Origin of the sequence: Amycolatopsis sp. (genome assembly GCF_035546795.1) — a bacterium.
GTDB lineage: Bacteria > Actinomycetota > Actinomycetes > Mycobacteriales > Pseudonocardiaceae > Amycolatopsis_E.
The window spans coordinates 100,300-118,558 of record NZ_DASZWC010000020.1 but is presented as its reverse complement, the minus strand read 5'-3'; the positions used below and the strand labels follow the sequence as shown (position 1 = coordinate 118,558).

Genomic DNA, 18,259 nt, shown 5'->3' with positions numbered 1-18,259 from the left:
TACGCGCGGGCAGGTCCCGGACGCCCCGGTGAAAGCCGTGGTCGCCCCGCCAAGGCCGCAGCGCATCGAGCCGGTCCCGCTCACCACACTGGCCGCCCGTGCGGACGCGCGCCTCATCGCCGAGGCCTACGACACGACGGTGACCGGTGCGACGCTGCGGGCGCAGCACGTGCTTCCCGGCGACCTGTTCGCCGCGCTGCCGGGCGCGCGGGTGCACGGCGCGGACTTCGCCGCGGACGCGCTCGCCGCGGGCGCGGCGGCGATCCTGACCGACGAAGCCGGTGCCGCACGGCCCGCGCTGCGCGACGCGCCCGTGCCGGTCATGGTGCACAGCGATCCGCGCGCGGCGCTGGGTTCGGTCGCCGCCTGGATCTACGGGGAACCTTCGCTGAACCTGGCGGTGCTCGGCGTGACGGGCACCGCGGGCAAGACGACCACCTCGTACCTCGTGGAGTCCGGGCTGCGGGCCGCCGGCCGCACCACCGGGCTGATCGGCACCATCGAGACCCGGATCGCGGGGGAGCGGCTGGCGAGCGCGTTCACCACGCCCGAGGCGCCGGATCTGCAGGCGCTGTTGGCGGTGATGGTGGAGCAGGGCGTCACACACGTGCCGATGGAGGTCTCCAGCCACGCGCTCGCGCTCGGCCGGGTCAACGGCACCCGGTTCACCGTCGGGGCCTTCACCAACCTCTCCCAGGACCACTTGGATTTCCACCGCGACATGGAGGAGTACTTCGCCGCCAAGTCGCTGCTGTTCGACGGCCGCTCGACCACCGAGATCGTGGTGGTCGACAGCGCCTGGGGCCAGGCCCTGATCACCCCGCACACGATCACCGTCTCCACCGAGCCGGGCACCGACGCGCAGTGGACGGCGGGCGAGCTGGCGGGCGACGCCACCGGCGAGCAGTCGTTCACCCTGCACGGGCCGGACGGGAAGACCGCGCGCGCCACGCTGCCGCTGCCGGGCACCTTCAACGTCGTCAACGCGCTGCTGGCCGCCGCGATCCTCGACACCACCGGCGTTCCGCTGGACGACATCGTGCGCGGGCTCGCGTCGGTCGAGGTTCCCGGCCGGATGGAGCGTGTCTATCTCGGCCAGGAGTTCACGGCTGTGGTGGACTACGCGCACAAACCGGCGGCCGTAGCCGAGGCGCTGGACGCACTGCGCGCCCGCGCCGACGGCCGCGTGATCACCGTGCTGGGCTGCGGCGGAGACCGCGACACCGGCAAACGCCCGATGATGGGCGAGGCCGCGGCACGGCGCAGCGAGGTGCTGATCGTGACCGACGACAACCCGCGTTCGGAGGACCCGGCGCTGATCCGGGCGGCGATGCTGACCGGGGCGCGCGCCGCGCGTGCCCAGGGCAAGGTGCTCGAGATCGGGGACCGGCGCGCGGCCATCGAGAAGGCCGTCGAGCTGGCCCGGCCCGGGGACGTGGTGCTGATCGCGGGGAAGGGGCACGAGACCGGCCAGGAGCTGGCCGGGGTGGTGCACCCCTTCTCCGACCGTGACGAGCTGGCGGCCGCCATCCGCCACCGGCTCGAGGGACAACCAGGAGTATCCGCTTGATCTCGCTCACCCTGGCGGAGATCGCCGGCATCGTCGGCGGCAGGCTGCACGCGACCGACGGGCGACCGATGGTCACCGGGAGCGTCGAGTTCGACTCGCGCAAGCTCACACCCGGCGGCCTGTTCCTCGCCCTGCCCGGCGAACGCGTCGACGGGCACGACTTCGCCGCCGGCGCTGTCGAGGCCGGGGCCGCCGGTGTGCTGGCGGCCCGTGCAGTGGACGCGCCGTCGGTGATCGTGCCGCCGCTGCCGCCGGGCAAGGCCCACACCGGCTCGGTCGCGCTGACCGGGGATTCCGACGGTTCCGGCGCCGCCGTGCTGGCCGCGCTGGGGAAGCTGGCGCGGTACGTGGTCGACGTGCTCACCGAGGGCGGGCTGACGGTCGTCGGGGTCACCGGTTCCTCCGGCAAGACCTCGACCAAGGACCTGATCGCGCAGCTGCTGGAACCGCTGGGCCCGACGGTGGCGCCGCCCGGTTCGTTCAACAACGAGCTGGGCCATCCGTGGACGGCGCTGCGGGCCGACGAGACCACCCGCCACCTCGTGCTGGAGATGTCCGCGCGCGGGCCGGGGCACATCGCCGAACTGGCCACGATCGCCCCACCGAAGGTCGGGGTGGTGCTCAACGTCGGCAGCGCGCACGTGGGCGAGTTCGGGTCCCGCGAAGGCATCGCCAAGACCAAGGGCGAGCTCGTGGAGGCCCTGCCCGCCGACGGGCTCGCCGTGCTGAACCTGGACGACCCGCTGGTGTCGGCGATGGCGAGCCGTACCAGGGCGCGCATCGTCGGCGTCGGCGAGCATCCGCAGGCGCAGGTGCGCGCGGAGGACATCACCCTCGACGAGAACGCGCGTGCGTCCTTCCGGCTCGTGACGGCGCAGGGCGCGGCTCCGGTGACGCTGCCGCTCTACGGGGAACACCATGTGGGCAACGCGCTTTCGGCCGCCGCGGTCGCGCTCGAACTCGGGTCCACTGTGGACGAAGTCGCGGCACGGCTGTCCGGTGTGCAGCGGCGTTCCGCCCGGCGGATGGAGGTCACCACCCGCGCGGACGGGGTCACCGTGCTCAACGACTCCTACAACGCCAACCCCGAGTCCGTCCGCGCCGCGCTCAAGACTCTGGCGTCCGCCGGCCGCTCGCGACGATCTTGGGCGGTACTCGGTGAAATGGGTGAACTCGGGCCCGATAGCGTGTCGGCGCACGACGAGATCGGCCGCCTGGCGGTCCGGCTCAACATCAACCGGCTCGTGGTGGTGGGAGAAGCGGCCGCCGCCATGCACCAGGGCGCCAGCCACGAGGGCTCCTGGGGCGACGAGTCGGTCCTGGTGCCCGACACCGACGCCGCGGTGGCACTGCTGCGCGAGGAGTTGAGCCCCGGGGACATCGTGCTGGTCAAGGCTTCCAAGGTCGCCGAGCTGTGGCGGGTGGCCGACGCGCTGCTTGAGGAAGGTGTTGCGTGATCAGCATTCTGATCGCGGCCGCGATTGGTCTCCTGGTCTCCATCCTGCTGACCCCGTACCTGATCCGGGTGTTCTCGCGGCAGGGTTTCGGCCAGGAGATCCGCGAGGAGGGGCCGGCAGGCCACAAGTCCAAACGCGGCACCCCCACGATGGGTGGTGTCGCGATCATCGTCGCGATGGTCGTCGGCTACTTCGCCGCGCACCTGGTGAACTGGATCGGCTCCGGCAAGGACGGGCCCTCGGTGTCCGGGATGCTGGTGCTGTTCCTGTCCGTCGGGCTCGGTGTGGTGGGGTTCCTCGACGACTTCATCAAGATCCGCAAGCAGCGCAACCTCGGGCTGAACAAGACCGCGAAACTGGTCGGGCAGCTGGTGGTCGCGGTCGCGTTCGGCGTGCTGGCGCTGAACTTCGCGGACCGGTTCGGGCTCACCCCCGCGTCGCTCAACCTCTCCTACGTGCGTGACCTGGCGCTGATCACGTTCCCGTCGGTGCTGTTCGTGCTGTTCTGCTACGTGGTGATCTCCGGCTGGTCCAACGCCGTGAACTTCACCGACGGGCTGGACGGGCTGGCGGGCGGCACCTCGGCGATGGTGCTGGCCACCTACGTGGTGATCGCGTTCTGGCAGGCCAGGCTCGCCTGCTCGGTCACCCCGCAGGCCGCTTGCTACGACGTGCGGGATCCGCTGGACCTGGCGGTGGTCGCGGCCGCCGCCACCGGCGCCTGTTGCGGGTTCCTGTGGTGGAACGCCGCGCCGGCCAAGATCTTCATGGGCGACACCGGTTCGCTCGCGCTCGGCGGGCTGGTCGCCGGACTGTCCATCTGCACCCGCACCGAACTGCTCGCCATCGTGATCGGCGGGCTGTTCATGGTCGAGATGATCTCGGTGGTGCTGCAGATCGCGGTCTTCCGCACGACGCGCCGAAGACTGTTCCGGATGGCGCCGTTCCACCATCATTTCGAGCTCGCCGGGTGGGCGGAAACCACGGTGATCATCAGATTCTGGCTGCTGGCCGCCATCTGCTGCATGTTCGGCCTCGGCCTGTTCTACAGCGAGCAGCTGGGCGCGGGGGGCTGAGAGGTGTTCGCCGGACGTCACGTCCTGGTCGCCGGTGCCGGGGTCACCGGGAAGTCCGCGGTGCCGGCGCTGCTGGAGCTGGGCGCACGGGTCACCGTCACCGACGGGAACGCCGCCCGGCTGGCAGAACTCGAGGGCCTCGGCGCGGAGCTGGTGCCCGGGCTGGCGGAACCGCCCGAAGGCGTCGGCCTGGTGGTGACGAGCCCCGGCTGGCGGCCGTCGTCGCCTCTGCTGGTGGCCGCCGCCGCGGCGGGCGTCGAGGTGATCGGTGACGTCGAGCTGGCGTGGCGGCTCGGGCAGACCATGGACGAACCGCCGAAATGGCTCGCCGTGACCGGCACCAACGGCAAAACCACCACGGTCGGGATGCTGGAGTCGATGCTGCGCGCGGGCGGGGTCAACGCGATCGCCTGCGGCAACATCGGGTTCTCCGTGCTCGACGCCGTGCGCGGCGGCTACGAGGCGCTGGCCGTGGAGCTGTCGAGCTTCCAGCTGCACTGGTCGAGCACGCTCGCTCCGCACGCGTCGGTGGTGCTCAACGTCGCCGAGGACCACCTGGACTGGCACGGCTCACTGGCGGCCTACGCCGCCGACAAGGGCAAGATCCACAAGCATTCCGCCACCGTGGTGCGCAACGCCGAAGACGCGTGGTCGTCGCGGCTCGCCGCGGAACACGGCAACGCCCGGCAGGTCGCGTTCCGCCTCGACACCCCGCGTCCCGGCGAGCTGGGCCTGGTGGAAGACCTGTTGATCGACCGCGCTTTCGTGGCCGACCCGGCACACAACGCCGAGGAGCTATGCGCGGTCGCCGACGTGCGGCCCGCCGGCCCGCACAACCTCGCCAACGCGCTCGCCGCCGCTTCGCTGGCCCGCGCGTACGGCGTGTCCACCGAGGCCGTGGCCAAGGGGCTGCGCGAGTTCCGGCCCGGCGCGCACCGCGCGGTGGAGGTGGCCGAGGTCGCCGGGGTCCGCTACATCAACGACTCCAAGGCCACCAACCCGCACGCGGCCGCCGGCTCGCTGCTGGCCCATCACACGGTCGTGTGGATCGCGGGCGGATTGCTCAAGGGCGCTTCGGTGGACGAACTGGTCGCCGCCGTGGCATCCCGCCTGCGTGCGGCGGTGCTGCTGGGCGCCGATTCCGAGGTGATCGCGGCCGCTCTCGCGCGACACGCGCCGAATGTCCCCGTCCATCGGGTGCCCCCGGGTGACGATGAGCCCATGTCTAGCGCGGTTGAGGCGGCCCGGGTAGTGGCACGTCCAGGTGATGTCGTGCTGCTGGCCCCCGCCGCGGCGTCGATGGACATGTTCCGCGACTACGCCCATCGAGGCGAGGCCTTCGCCGACGCGGTGAGAAACCTCCCGGATGGCGCGAGTGACCGCGGTTGAGGAACGGCCCGAGGCAGGAGAGCGCAGGCAGCGCCGCAAGCGGGACCAGTCCGAGCGCAAGCTGGGCGGCGTCTACACGACGCTGACGGCCTGGCTTTCGCGGCCGCTGGCGGATTTCCACCTGGTGCTGGCGCTGACCGGCGTGCTCACCTGCATCGGGATCGTCATGGTGCTGTCGGCTTCGTCGGTGTCCTCTGTGGACCCGGCCACCGGCGCCGGGGTGTACAGCCAGTTCAAGAAACACCTCGTTTTCGTGCTCACCGGCACGGTGGTGTTCTGGATCGGGCTGCGGCTGCCGCTCAAGCGCACCCGGGCGCTGTCCTCGATGGCGGTGCTGATCTGCCTGCTGATGCTGGCGCTGGTGCTCACGCCGCTCGGTTCGGCGGGCGGCGGCGCGCAGCGCTGGTTCGTGATCGGCTCGTTCTCGGTGCAGCCGGTGGAGTTCACCAAGGTCGCGCTCGCGCTGTGGGGCGCGCACGTGCTGGTGACCAAGTACAACGTGCTGCACCAGTGGCGGCACATGCTGGTCCCGGTGGTGCCGGTGGCGCTGCTGATGTTCGCGCTGGTGATGGCGCAGCCCAACCTGTCGGGCACGATCACCCTCGGTGTGGTGCTGCTGTCGCTGCTGTGGTTCGCGGGCGCGCCGAAACGGCTGTTCGCGGTGTTGCTCGGCGGCGGTCTCGCGGGTGTCGTCGTGCTGGCGCTGACGGCGTCGTACCGGGCCTCGCGGGTGCTGTCGTTCCTCTCGCCGGGCGCGGACTCCAGCAGCGCCGGTTACCAGGCGCTGCAGGCGAAGTACGCGCTGGCCGACGGTGGGCTGTTCGGCAAGGGGCTGGGCCAGGGGCCGTCGAAGTGGGCGTACCTGCCCAACGTGCAGAACGACTTCATCTTCGCCGTGATCGGCGAGGAACTGGGTTTCATCGGCTGCATAGTGGTGATCAGCCTGTTCGTCGGGCTGGCGATCGTCGGCCTGCGCATCGCGACCCGCAACCTCGACCCGTGGATCCGGATCGTCGCGGGCACACTCACGGTGTTCACCGTGTCCCAGGCCGGGATCAACATCGGTTATGTGGTCGGCCTGCTGCCGGTCACCGGCGTGACGCTGCCGTTGATCTCCGCGGGTGGCACCTCGCTGTGGGTGACGATGTTCCTGATGGGCGTGCTGGCGAACGCGGCCCGGCACGAGCCGGAGTCGGTGTCGGCACTGCGTTCACAGGGACCGGGTAAATTCGGGCGCCTGCTGCGGTTGCCCGCGCCCGAGGTCTACCGCCCGCCGACGCGAAGGCGGGGGAGCGGCCGTTCGGGGACACCGCGGCGGGACAGGCCGTCCGCACGCGGCGCCCGTTCCGGCCAGTCGGCGGAGCGGCGGCGCGCGGCGCCTGACTACGGTAGACGTTCGAGCCGAAGAGGAACCACGTGAGCAAAGCCGTTACCCCGGCAGCCCCCACCGTCGTGGTGGCGGGCGGCGGCACCGCCGGACACATCGAGCCCGCGCTGGCGCTCGCGGACGCGGTCATGCGGCTGCGCCCCGACGCCACCGTCGTCGCGCTGGGCACCCCGCGCGGGCTGGAGAACGAGCTGGTCCCGGCCCGTGGCTATCCGCTCGAGCTGATCCCGCCGGTGCCGCTGCCGCGCAAGCCCACGGCCGAGCTGTTCCGGCTGCCGCTGAAGGTCCGCGACTCGGTCAAGAAGGCCCGCGAAGTGCTGGACAGGGTCGGCGCGGACGTGGTCGTCGGGTTCGGCGGGTACGTCTCGCTGCCGGTGTACCTCGCCGCGCGCGGCCGGGTGCCGATCGTGGTGCACGAGGCGAACCAGTCGCCCGGCCTGGCCAACCGGGTCGGCGCGCGGTTCGCCAAACGGGTCGCGGTGGCGGTGCCGAACACGCCGCTGCCGAACGCCGAAGTGGTGGGCATCCCGCTGCGCCGGTCGATCACCTCGCTGGACAGGGCCGCGCTGCGCGCGGAGGCCCGCAAGTTCTTCGACCTCGACCCGGACGCCCCGACGCTGCTGGTGTTCGGCGGTTCGCAGGGCGCCCGCTCGATCAACACCGCGGTTTCCGGCGCGGCCAAGGAATTCGCCGATGCCGGGGTCGGGGTGCTGCACGCGCACGGCCCGAAGCACACCCTGGTGGTGCAGGAGTTCCCGGGCCGCCCGGCGTACGTGCCGGTGCCGTACCTGGACCGGATGGACCTCGCGTACGCGGCCGCCGACGCGGTGCTGTGCCGCTCCGGGGCGATGACGGTCGCGGAGGTGTCCGCGGTCGGGCTGCCCGCGGTGTTCATCCCGCTGCCGCACGGAAACGGCGAGCAGGCGACCAACGCGCGCCCGGCGGTCGACGCCGGTGCGGCGCTGCTGGTGGACGACGCGGAGCTGACCGCGGCGAAGGTGAGCGAGCTGGTGATCCCGCTCGTGACCGACGCCGGCCGGGTGGCGAAGATGAGCGCGGCCGCGGTCGGTCTCGGCCATCGCGAAGCCGACGAAGTGCTGGCGAAGATCGTTCTGGAGGCGGCGAAATGAGCGTTCCGGAGCAGCTGAGCCGCGCGCACCTGATCGGTATCGGCGGCGCCGGGATGAGCGGTATAGCGCGCATCCTGCTCGCCCGCGGGGCATCGGTGTCCGGCTCCGACGCCAAGGACTCGCGGACTTTCCTGACGCTGCGGGCCCAGGGAGCGCGGATCGAGATCGGGCAGCGCGCCGAGAACCTGGAGAACCCGTCGGCGGTCGTGGTGTCCACCGCGATCAAGGACACCAACCCGGAGTACGCCGCGGCGCGTGAGCGCGGGATTCCGGTGCTGCACAGGGCGCAGGCGCTGGCGTTGCTGATGGAGGGCCACCGCGTCGCCTGCATCGCGGGCACGCACGGCAAGACGTCCACCACTTCGATGCTCACCGTCGCGTTGCAGCACTGCCGGCTGGACCCGTCGTTCGCGATCGGCGGTGACCTCAACGAGTCCGGCGCGAACGCGCACCACGGCGAGGGCGGCATGTTCGTCGCCGAGGCCGACGAAAGCGACGGTTCGTTCCTGACGTACTCGCCGTCGGTGGCGGTGGTGACCAATGTGGAGCCCGACCACCTGGACCACCACGGCACCGCCGAGGCCTACAAGGCGGTGTTCACGCGGTTCGTCGAACGGATCCAGCCCGGCGGGCTGCTGATCGTCTGCGGGGACGACGAGTCCGCGAACGCGCTCGCGGACCGGGCCGAGGGCGTGCGGGTGCGCCGCTACGGCCGCACCGTGACCGGCGCCGACGATGTGCGGGTGCTGGACTACCGGCCGGGCGAGACCGGTGGTGTGGTCCGGATTTCCTTGGCCGGTAAGGAAATCGACCTCCACGTTGCGGTGCCCGGTGAACACATGGCGCTCAACGCGGTGGCCGCGCTGCTGGCCGGTCTCGAACTCGGCGCCCCGCTCGACGGGCTCGCCGAGGGGCTGGCCGCGTTCGGCGGGGTGCGCCGGCGGTTCGAGTTCAAGGGCCGCGCCGGCGATGTCCGCGTGTACGACGACTACGCCCACCACCCCACCGAGGTCGCCGCGCAGCTGCGCGCCGTGCGGCACGCGGCCGGCGGCGGGCGCGTCATCGTGGTGTTCCAGCCGCATCTTTACTCGCGCACCAGGACTTTCGCCACGGAGTTCGCGCAGGCTCTCGGGCTCGCGGACGAGGTGATCCTGCTCGACGTGTACGGCGCGCGGGAGGAACCGCAGCCCGGTGTTTCCGGCGCGCTGATCGCGGAGCGGATCGAGGGCGCGGGGGTGCACTACGAGCCCGCGTTCGACCGCGTCGTCGGGCTGGCGGTGGACCTGGCGAAGCCGGGCGACCTGGTGGTCACGATGGGCGCCGGGGACGTGACGCAGCTCGGCCCGGAGATCCTCGCCGAGCTGGATCGGCGTACCGGGTTGGATCGGGACAGCGGCGCGGAGCGCCTCGGTTGAGGGCGGCGGTGGGCGACGGGAGGGCGTCGACTCGGCAGACCACGCAGCGCCGTCGTCCCGCGGCGCGGCGCACCACCGGTGCGGCGGTCCGCAGCAGGCGGGGCCGCCGTCCGCTGACCGCACGTCAGCGGACCGGCAGCGGGGTCAGCCGCCGCAAGGCTTTACGCCGCCGGTGGGTGGCGCTCCTGAGTGTCATCACCGTGCTGGCGCTGGGGTACCTGATCTTCTTCACCTCGTTGCTGGGCGTGCGCTCGGTGGAGGTGCTGGGCGCCTCGACCGTGCCGGCCGACCAGATCCGCGCGGCCGCGCAGGTGCCCGATCAGAAGCCGATGATGCTGGTCGACACCGACGCGATCGTGAGCCGCGTGCAGGAGCTGCCCGGGGTGGCTTCGGTGGACGTGTCCCGGTCCTGGCCCTCGACGATCGAGATCACCGTGACCGAGCGGACGGCGATCGGATTCTTTGCCGGCAGCGGGGGTTTTCACCTGGTCGACTCCACCGGGCTGGACTACAAGACGGTGCAGAACAAACCGGCGAAACTGCCGGAGCTCACGCTCGCGCACGTCGGCCCGGACGACGCGGTGACGAAGTCGGTGGTGGCGGTGCTCGGCTCGCTGCCGCAGTCGCTGAAGGACCAGCTCACCTCCGTCCGCGCGCAGACCGCCGGTGGCGTGGAGTTCACCCTGGCCAACGGCAAGGTGGTCCGCTGGGGCAACGCCGACGAGCCGGACCGCAAGATGAAGGTGCTGGCGGTGCTGCTCACCCGCGACGGGAAGATCTACGACGTCTCGAGCCCGGAACTGCCCACGGTCTCCTGACATCTCGCCCGCAAGGGGTGACGACGCGGCCGCGCGCGGCGGCTAACTTGCCCGGGTGTCCACTGTGGTCTGGCGCTTCGGCCTGGCCGCCGCCCTGCTGCTGGGCCTGGCGGCGTGCACCGGTTCCCCCGCTCCCGCCCAGCAGGCCGTGGCCGGAACCCAGGCCGTTTCGGCCGTGTCCGCGCGGGCGCTGCCCAGCGTTGTGAAGATCCTGACGAACGGCGGTAACGGCAGCGGTGTCGTCTACGCCGCCGATGGGCTGATCCTCACCAACGAACACGTCGTCCGCGGTGCGCCGACGGTGCAGGTCGCTTTCGCCGACGGCCAGCGTGTCGACGGCACGGTGCGCGCGGTCGACGCGGTGACCGATCTGGCGCTGGTGCAGGTGGCCCGCACGGGGCTGCCGGTGGCGAAGTTCCAGCCGGAGCTGCCCGGGCTCGGTGATCTGCTGATCGTGATCGGCAGCCCGCTCGGATTCGAGAACAGTGTGACAGCCGGGGTGGTTTCCGGGCTGCACCGGGAAATTCCGGGCAGTGCGGCGGAAAGTCAGGCGCTGATCGACCTGGTTCAGACGGACGCGGCGATCAGCCCCGGCAACAGTGGGGGAGCGGTGTTCGACGCCGCCGGTGAGGTGGTCGGGATCAGTGAGGCCTATATCCCGCCGCAGGCCGGCGCGGTTTCGCTCGGGTTCGCCATTCCCGCCGCGACCGCCGTCGACGTCGCCGAGCAGCTGAAGAACACCGGTCGCGCAAGGCACGCCTTCGCGGGGCTGGAACCGGCGCAGCTCACCCCGCAGATCGCGGCGCAGCTGCACCTGCCCCGCGCGGACGGCGTGATCGCCATCGCGGTCACCCCGGGTGGCCCGGCCGCGAACGCCGGCCTGCGTCCCGGCGACGTGGTCACGGCGGTGGACGACGCGACGGTGGCCACGCCCGAGGATTTCCTCGTGCAGCTGCGGCGCCGCAACCCCGGCGACACCGTCACGGTGACCTTCCACCGCCCCGATGGCCAGGACACCCGGGCGGCACTGACCCTCATCGACCGCCCCGCGTTCAGTCAGTAGGCATCGGGCAGAGTTCCCGGTATGAGGGACGAGCCCGCGCGGCGGGAACCGGCATACGACGGTGGGGAACGCGAGCAGCTCACCGATTTCCTGGACTATCAGCGGGCGACCGTGCTCTGGAAATGCTCCGGCCTGACCGACGAGCAGGCCCGGCGACGGCACGTGCCCAGCGAGCTGACCACGATCGCCGGGCTGGTGGCGCACCTGGCGCTGGTCGAGCAGTACTGGTTCGGTGTCGTCCTCAGTGGACATCCCGATCCGTGGCGCGAACGGCTCGAGCAGGACCCGGATGCGGAATTCCGTGTGGCGCTGGAGAAACCGATGTCCGAACTGCTCGCCGAATACGAACACCAGTGCGCGGACTCACGCGAGATCACCGCGAAGCTCGAACTGGAGGCAAGCGTGGCGTTCAAAGGGGACTCGTCGATCAACCTTCGCTGGGTGTTGATCCACATGATCGAGGAGACCGCCCGGCACGCAGGTCATCTGGATCTGTTGCGAGAACTGACCGATGGCTTGACCGGGGAGTGAGAAGCGCGCGAAAGTGTTGTGGCGAAAAGGTTCGCCCGACACGCGGCGTGGCTGCTGGATTCCGGCGTTCCTGATCCCTACCGTCCTGCAACAAGCCGGGGAGTTGACATAACTCTAACCCTGGAGTTCAGGTTCAGGGTTTTGCGAATTCCCGGCGAGCGGTACGAGTACTCACGATCAGGAAGGCGGACCCGATGACGCCCCCGCACAACTACCTCGCGGTGATCAAGGTCGTCGGCATCGGCGGAGGCGGTGTCAACGCCGTCAACCGCATGATCGAGGTCGGCCTCAAAGGTGTCGAGTTCATTGCGGTGAACACCGACGCGCAGGCACTGCTGATGTCCGACGCCGACGTCAAACTCGACATCGGCCGCGAGCTGACCCGTGGCCTCGGCGCCGGGGCCAACCCTGAGGTGGGGCACAAGGCCGCCGAGGACCACCGCGAGGAGATCGAGGAGGTGATCAAGGGCGCCGACATGGTCTTCGTGACCGCCGGAGAAGGCGGTGGCACCGGTACCGGTGGCGCGCCCGTCGTCGCCTCGATCGCGCGCAAGCTCGGCGCGCTGACCATCGGCGTGGTCACCCGCCCGTTCACCTTCGAGGGCAAGCGGCGCGGCAAGCAGGCCGAGGACGGGATCCAGGCGCTGCGCAACGAGTGCGACACGCTGATCGTGATCCCCAACGACCGGCTCCTGCAGCTCGGTGACATCGGCGTGTCCCTGATGGACGCGTTCCGCTCCGCCGACGAGGTGCTGCTCTCCGGTGTGCAGGGCATCACCGACCTGATCACCACCCCCGGTCTGATCAACCTGGACTTCGCCGATGTCAAGAGCGTGATGTCCGGGGCGGGCAGCGCCCTGATGGGCATCGGCTCCGCCAGAGGAGAAGGCCGGGCGGTGCAGGCCGCCGAGAAGGCCATCAACTCGCCGCTGCTGGAGGCCTCGATGGAGGGCGCGCACGGTGCGCTGCTGTCCATCGCGGGTGGCTCCGATCTCGGTCTGTTCGAGATCAACGAAGCCGCGTCGCTGGTGCAGGAGTCCGCGCACCCGGACGCCAACATCATCTTCGGGACGATCATCGACGACTCCCTCGGCGACGAGGTGCGCGTGACGGTGATCGCGGCCGGGTTCGACTCCGGCACGCCCACGCACAAGAAGCTCGAGCCGCCGGCGGTCGGTGGCCGCACGAGCACCGTCTCGGCCGAGGCCGGGCAGGTCCGCCCGCCCGCGGCCCCGCCGACCTCGGGGAACCAGCCGCCGCCCGCGTCGAACGCCTTCCCGCCGGTGACCCCGCCGCGGACGCCGTCGACGAGCACCGGCTACACGCCGCAGTCGCCTTCGCTGCCGCAGCCCGGCGGCGGCAACCGCAGCTACCCGGCGCCGCGCAACGGCCAGGGCTCGCTGCCCAACCGCGCGGTCCCGGTGACCGACGACCCGTCCGACGACGAGGTGGACGTTCCTCCCTTCATGCGCCGCTGAGCCTCCGCCTTCGGCGGATGTGAAAGGGTTGACGGGTGCGAGTCAGGCGGGTGGTGACGACCCGCGCCGGCGGCGTGTCGGCGGGGTCGTTCGAATCGTTCAACCTCGGTGACCACGTCGGCGACGATCCGGCGGCGGTCGCCGCGAACCGGAAGCGGCTGGGCAGCGAGCTGGGTGTGCACCGGCTCGCCTGGATGGAACAGGTGCACGGCCGCACGGTCGCGGTCGTCGACGGCACCGAGGAGCATCCCGCCGAAGCCACCGACGCGTTGGTGACGGCCACGCCCGGCGTCGCCGTGGTCGTGCTCGTCGCCGACTGTGTCCCGGTGCTGCTGGGCGATCCCGAGGCCGGGGTCGTAGCCGCCGTGCACGCGGGCCGGGTGGGCGCGCGGGTCGGTGTCGTTCCCGAGACGCTGCGCGTGATGCGGGAGCAGGGCGCCGAACCCGGCCGTATCGAGGTCCTGCTCGGGCCCGCCATCTGCGGCGAGTGCTACGAGGTCCCGCCCGAGATGGCCCGCGACGTCGAGCGGCACCTCCCGGGCAGCGCGAGCCGCACCCGTAAGGGCACGCCGGGCCTGGACCTGCGCGCGGGGCTGTGGCAGCAGCTCGCGGACGCGGGCGTCGGCAAGATCGGCGTCGACCCGCGCTGCACGTTCGAAGACCGCACTCTCTTCTCCTACCGCCGCGACGGCAGCACCGGCCGCATCGCGGGACTGACCTGGGTCGAGCCGGAATGAGCGACGAGCGCAGGGCCCAGCTCGCGGAGTCACTGGCCGCGGTGGAGGCCAGGGTCGAGCGTGCCTGCGCCGCCGCCGGACGGGCGCGCGACGAGGTGCGGCTTTTGGCGGTCACCAAGACCTTCCCGGCCGAAGACGCCGCGCTGCTCACCGATCTCGGCCTCACCGATCTCGCGGAGAACCGCGACCAGGAAGCCGCCGCGAAGGCCGCTGACGTCGCGCGGCTGCGGCCGGATGCCAAGGTGCGCTGGCACATGGTCGGCAGACTGCAGCGCAACAAGGCCCGCTCGGTCGCGGCCTGGGCCGCCGAGGTCCAGTCCGTGGACTCGCTGCGGCTGGCCGAAGCGCTCGCCAAGGCGACGCTCGAGCGGGAGGTTCCGCTCGACGTGCTCCTGCAGGCGAGCCTCGACGGCGACCCCGGTCGTGGCGGCTGCCCGTTGCCGGAGCTGGCACAGCTCGCCGACAGGGTCGCCCGTGCGGGTGGTCTTCGGCTGCGCGGGCTGATGGCCGTGGCGCCGCTGGGCGCGGACCCGGCCGCGGCGTTCGAAACCCTGGCCGGAGCGGCCGAGCGGCTGCGGAAACGGCATCCGGGCGCCACCGAGATCTCGGCGGGGATGAGTGGTGATCTGGAAACCGCGATCACCCACGGTTCGACGTGTGTGCGTGTCGGAACCGCGTTGCTCGGCGGACGCGGTTTAGCCTCGCCCTAGCGAGGATCACCCGGAAGAGCTTCAGGAGGGCCGGGCGATCCAGGTGTGGGAGCGGCAGGGAGAGGCATGAGTGCGCTGAACAAGCTGAAGGCCTACTTCGGCATGATCCCCGCCGACAGCGAGGATTACGACGGTTACGAAGGCTACGACCGCGGCGAGGAATTCCGCCAGGAGTACGCCGAGGACGCCTACGACTCCTTCGAGGAGGAGCCGCGTTCCCGGCGACGGTACCGGGCCGACTACGACGAGGAACCGGCACCCCGGCCTCGCCGCGAAACCTCGACGTACGGCGCGCTGGCGGTGGACCGGCAGCCGGAGCCCGTGGCGCGGCTGCGCCCGGTGCCGGAGGCGCCTCGCGTCACCCAGCGGGACCCGCTGAGCCGGATCACCACGCTGCATCCGACCAGTTACGCGGAGGCACGCGGCATCGGTGAGGCGTACCGCGAGGGCACGCCGGTGATCATCAACCTGACCGAGCTCGACAACGCCGACGCGAAGCGGCTGGTGGACTTCTCCGCCGGGCTGGCATTCGCGCTGCGGGGCTCGATGGACAAGGTCACGAACAAGGTCTTCCTGCTGTCGCCTCCGGACGTGGAGGTGACCGCCGAAGACCGCCGGCGGATCGCCGAGGGCGGCCTGTTCCTTCGTCACTGAGTGGAGTGGCCCGTTAGCGCTCCGCGCTGACAAAGGAGTCATTGCCCGGTTACGGTGGGTGAAATATTACTCCTTTCGAGTGACGTCGTTGGATAAATCACAGTACGGTCACGCGACCCGGACACTTCGGTCCTCTCGGGTGCGTGGCGCCGTTCGGGGATGTGGCAGAGTGGTGTTGTGAACGCGGTCTGGCTCGTCGTCTACTACGTGCTGTTCGTCTTCTGGCTGCTGCTCACAGCGCGTGTCGTGACCGAACTCGTGCGCGTGTTCGCGCGTGAGTGGCGGCCGGCGGGCGGGGTCGCGGTGACGCTGGAGACCATCTACACGGTGACCGATCCGCCTGTGCGGCTCGTCCGCCGGATTATTCCGATGGTGCGGATTGGCGGCGTCGGACTGGACTTATCGATTATGGTGCTGCTGTTGGTTGTGTTCATACTGATGCAACTGGCGTATCCCGGGTGATCGGGGAACCCGGGATGTCGGAGCAGGCCATGGAGTGCGTGAGGTGATCTGATGTCGTTGACCCCCGCTGACGTGCATAACGTTGCGTTCAGCAAGCCACCCATCGGCAAGCGGGGCTACAACGAGGACGAGGTGGATGCATTCCTCGACCTGGTGGAGACCGAGCTGGCCCGGCTGATCGAGGACAACAACGAGCTGCGTCAGCAGGTCGAGCAACTCGATGCCGAGCTGGAAACCGCGCGGGGTGACCTCGACGCCGCCCGTGCCGGTGGCGGCCCTGGTCCCCAGGAGACGTCGCGACGGCTGGCGCCCGTGCCCCCGCCGTCGCCGGTGGAGCAGACCCAGGCCCATTCGATGACCGACAACGGCGAGCCGAACGTGCAGGCCGCCAAGGTCCTCGGGCTGGCGCAGGAGATGGCCGACCGGCTCACCGCCGAGGCCAAGACCGAGTCCGACGGCATGCTGGCCGAGGCGCGGGCCAAGTCCGAGCAGTTGCTCTCGGACGCCCGTTCCAAGTCGGACTCGATGGTGAACGAGGCGCGCACCCGCGCCGAGACGATGCTGAACGACGCGCGGACCCGGGCCGAGACCCTGGAACGGCAGGCGCGTGACAAGGCGACGTCGATGGAGCGCGAGGCCCAGCGCAAGTACACCGAGACCATGAACAACATGAACACCGAGAAGACCGCGCTGGGCAAGAAGATCGAGGAGCTGCGCACGATCGAGCGGGAGTACCGCACGAGGCTGCGCGGGTTCCTGGAGTCCCAGCTGCGCGAGCTCGACGACCGCGGCTCGGCCGCACCCGCGTCGGCCTCGTCCGGTTCCAGCGGCTCGGGTTCGGGTAACGGCGGCAACCAGGGCTACTCGTTCGGCCCGCGTGCCGAGGCCGGCTGACCCTCCGGTGCACTGACTTCCGGCGCGGCCGGCGCTCGGGAAACCGGGGGCCGGCCGTCCCCGGGCAGGCTGCCGCCGTCCGGCTATGTTGTAATTCACCGTGCTCTACATCGTCCTTCTTCTGGTCCTCGCCGCGCTGGGGTTGCTGGTCACGGCGCTGATCACGGCGAACTCGCTGTGGGCGTGGGTTTCGATCATCCTGTCCGTGCTCGCCGGGCTGTTCCTGATCGCCGATTTCGTGCGCCGCCGCCGTAAGCGCAAGCGTGCCGCCAAGGTAGGGGACACACTGGGCGCCGCCGAACCGGCGGCCGAGGAGCGGGCCGAGGCGTCCGAAGAGGAGCCTGCCGAGGACACGGACACCGGAGAAACCGTTGTGGCGGAAGAGCCCGCCACGGCCGATTCGACGGCGTTGCTGCCCGCCACGGGCGAAGTGGCCGAAGCGGAAGAGAAAACCGAGCCGGAGCCTGTGGGCGATCCCGCCGAGGAGGAGTCCGCCCCGGCCGACGTCGAGGTGGTCTCCGCGCTGGAGCTCGAGGTCGTGGTGGTCGACGAGTACCCGCGTTACCACGTGCCGGACTGCGGCTGGCTCGCCGATCGCGACACCATCCCGATCGCGGTGAAGGAAGCCCGCGAGCTCGGGTTCACGCCGTGCGCGCGCTGCACCCCCGACGCGAAACTCGCCGCCGAGCACCGCGCCGTCACAAAGTCCTGATATCCAGCCGTTCTGCCAGCTCCTTGTGCCCGGTATCGGTCAGCCGCAGCGCGCGGTGACCGGCGGTGCGGGGTTCGATCCAGCCGAGCCGCTCGAAGGCCGTGGCGAGTTCGGCACCGAGCGCGCCTGCCAGGTGGTGCCGTTGTTCCGACCAGTCGAGGCAGAACCGCAGCAGGGGCCGTTTCCGCCGTCGGGCGGCGGGCAGGTCCACGTCCAGCGCCGCGAAGATCTCGGCCGCGTTCGGCCCGAGTTCGTAGGGATGCGTGGCCAGTGGTTTCGAGATGCTGTCCTGCTCGCGCCGCTGCGTCGTCGGTACGCCATCGGTGGTGGCGAGCGCGCCGTGCTCCAGTAGCGCTGCCGTGACGGCCACGCCGAGGCGTCCGGCGAGGTGGTCGTAGCAGGTGCGCGCGTAGCGCAACGCCTGTGCCCGGGTGCCGGCCTTGAGCGATTTCACCGGCTGTGCGGGGGAGAGGCGCGCCAGCGTCTCCAGGACTTCGCCGACCTGCGGGCCGGCCAGGCGGTAGAAGCGGTGCCGGCCCGAGCGTTCCACCGTGACAAGCCCGGCCTCCCGCAGCTTCGCCAGGTGCGCGCTCGTGCCCTGCGCGGACAGCCCGGCCTCGCCGGCCAGGACGGAAGCCGCGAGCGAACGTCCGTCGCCCAGCGCCGTGAGCACTCGCACCCGGGCCGGGTCGGCGAACAGCGCGGCCGTGTGCGCGATGTCGACGTCTCCACCGGTCATGCTTCCATCGTCCTCCCGGCACGGTTCCACGCCACTG

Annotated in this window: 18 protein-coding genes; 17 read left to right on the top strand and 1 reads right to left on the bottom strand. The window is 70.9% G+C overall.

The window, feature by feature from the left end; genetic code table 11:
* The first annotated feature begins 28 nt into the window (after positions 1–28).
* The 17 genes from VHD82_RS14105 (at position 29) to VHD82_RS14025 (ending at position 17,483) form a co-directional block, all read left to right on the top strand.
* The gene (locus tag VHD82_RS14105; RefSeq protein ID WP_325702627.1) at positions 29–1,570 is read left to right on the top strand and encodes a UDP-N-acetylmuramoyl-L-alanyl-D-glutamate--2,6-diaminopimelate ligase; all 1,542 of its coding nucleotides are present in this window, start codon (positions 29–31) and stop codon (positions 1,568–1,570) included.
* Positions 1,567–3,027, top strand: a complete 1,461-nt coding sequence (locus tag VHD82_RS14100; protein ID WP_325702449.1) for a UDP-N-acetylmuramoyl-tripeptide--D-alanyl-D-alanine ligase — start codon at positions 1,567–1,569, stop codon at positions 3,025–3,027. The genes VHD82_RS14105 and VHD82_RS14100 overlap by 4 nt, the downstream gene beginning before the upstream one ends.
* Positions 3,024–4,103, top strand: coding sequence for a phospho-N-acetylmuramoyl-pentapeptide-transferase (gene mraY / locus VHD82_RS14095; RefSeq protein ID WP_325702446.1), 1,080 nt, complete (start codon positions 3,024–3,026; stop codon positions 4,101–4,103). Before VHD82_RS14100 ends, mraY begins: the two co-directional genes overlap by 4 nt.
* 3 nt (positions 4,104–4,106) lie before the next feature.
* Positions 4,107–5,492, top strand: coding sequence for a UDP-N-acetylmuramoyl-L-alanine--D-glutamate ligase (gene murD, locus VHD82_RS14090; protein WP_325702443.1), 1,386 nt, complete (start codon positions 4,107–4,109; stop codon positions 5,490–5,492).
* Positions 5,479–6,912: a putative lipid II flippase FtsW gene (gene ftsW / locus VHD82_RS14085; protein WP_414637507.1), complete on the top strand. Its 1,434-nt coding sequence runs from the start codon at positions 5,479–5,481 to the stop codon at positions 6,910–6,912. The genes murD and ftsW overlap by 14 nt, the downstream gene beginning before the upstream one ends.
* Positions 6,909–8,009, top strand: coding sequence for an undecaprenyldiphospho-muramoylpentapeptide beta-N-acetylglucosaminyltransferase (gene murG, locus VHD82_RS14080; RefSeq protein ID WP_325702437.1), 1,101 nt, complete (start codon positions 6,909–6,911; stop codon positions 8,007–8,009). The genes ftsW and murG overlap by 4 nt, the downstream gene beginning before the upstream one ends.
* Positions 8,006–9,424 carry a UDP-N-acetylmuramate--L-alanine ligase gene (murC, locus tag VHD82_RS14075; protein WP_325702433.1) on the top strand — a complete coding sequence of 473 codons (1,419 nt, stop codon included), beginning with the start codon at positions 8,006–8,008 and terminating at the stop codon, positions 9,422–9,424. The genes murG and murC overlap by 4 nt, the downstream gene beginning before the upstream one ends.
* 8 nt (positions 9,425–9,432) lie before the next feature.
* Complete coding sequence (locus VHD82_RS14070; RefSeq protein ID WP_325702430.1) at positions 9,433–10,242, top strand: cell division protein FtsQ/DivIB; 810 nt, start codon at positions 9,433–9,435, stop codon at positions 10,240–10,242.
* A 55-nt stretch (positions 10,243–10,297) separates the two neighbouring features.
* The gene (locus tag VHD82_RS14065; protein WP_325702428.1) at positions 10,298–11,305 is read left to right on the top strand and encodes a S1C family serine protease; all 1,008 of its coding nucleotides are present in this window, start codon (positions 10,298–10,300) and stop codon (positions 11,303–11,305) included.
* Between the two features lie 21 nt (positions 11,306–11,326).
* Positions 11,327–11,836, top strand: a complete 510-nt coding sequence (locus tag VHD82_RS14060; RefSeq protein WP_325702425.1) for a DinB family protein — start codon at positions 11,327–11,329, stop codon at positions 11,834–11,836.
* Positions 11,837–12,030: 194 nt separating this feature from the next.
* Entirely contained in the window at positions 12,031–13,314 is a 1,284-nt protein-coding gene (ftsZ, locus tag VHD82_RS14055) for a cell division protein FtsZ (RefSeq protein ID WP_325702423.1), read from the top strand.
* 35 nt (positions 13,315–13,349) lie between these two features.
* The gene (gene pgeF / locus VHD82_RS14050; protein ID WP_325702420.1) at positions 13,350–14,051 is read left to right on the top strand and encodes a peptidoglycan editing factor PgeF; all 702 of its coding nucleotides are present in this window, start codon (positions 13,350–13,352) and stop codon (positions 14,049–14,051) included.
* Positions 14,048–14,761, top strand: coding sequence for a YggS family pyridoxal phosphate-dependent enzyme (locus tag VHD82_RS14045; protein ID WP_325702417.1), 714 nt, complete (start codon positions 14,048–14,050; stop codon positions 14,759–14,761). Before pgeF ends, VHD82_RS14045 begins: the two co-directional genes overlap by 4 nt.
* Positions 14,762–14,827: 66 nt before the next feature.
* Positions 14,828–15,415, top strand: a complete 588-nt coding sequence (locus VHD82_RS14040; RefSeq protein WP_325702414.1) for a cell division protein SepF — start codon at positions 14,828–14,830, stop codon at positions 15,413–15,415.
* Positions 15,416–15,574: 159 nt separating this feature from the next.
* Positions 15,575–15,877: a YggT family protein gene (locus tag VHD82_RS14035; protein WP_414637506.1), complete on the top strand. Its 303-nt coding sequence runs from the start codon at positions 15,575–15,577 to the stop codon at positions 15,875–15,877.
* A 51-nt stretch (positions 15,878–15,928) separates the two neighbouring features.
* Positions 15,929–16,771: a DivIVA domain-containing protein gene (locus tag VHD82_RS14030; RefSeq protein ID WP_325702408.1), complete on the top strand. Its 843-nt coding sequence runs from the start codon at positions 15,929–15,931 to the stop codon at positions 16,769–16,771.
* A 100-nt stretch (positions 16,772–16,871) separates the two neighbouring features.
* The gene (locus VHD82_RS14025; protein ID WP_325702405.1) at positions 16,872–17,483 is read left to right on the top strand and encodes a hypothetical protein; all 612 of its coding nucleotides are present in this window, start codon (positions 16,872–16,874) and stop codon (positions 17,481–17,483) included.
* Here VHD82_RS14025 and VHD82_RS14020 read toward each other — a convergent pair.
* A complete protein-coding gene (locus VHD82_RS14020; protein WP_325702402.1) occupies positions 17,470–18,222 on the bottom strand; it encodes a metalloregulator ArsR/SmtB family transcription factor in 753 nt (250 codons plus the stop codon). The two genes, VHD82_RS14025 and VHD82_RS14020, sit on opposite strands and share 14 nt — an antisense overlap.
* Positions 18,223–18,259 lie beyond the last annotated feature (37 nt).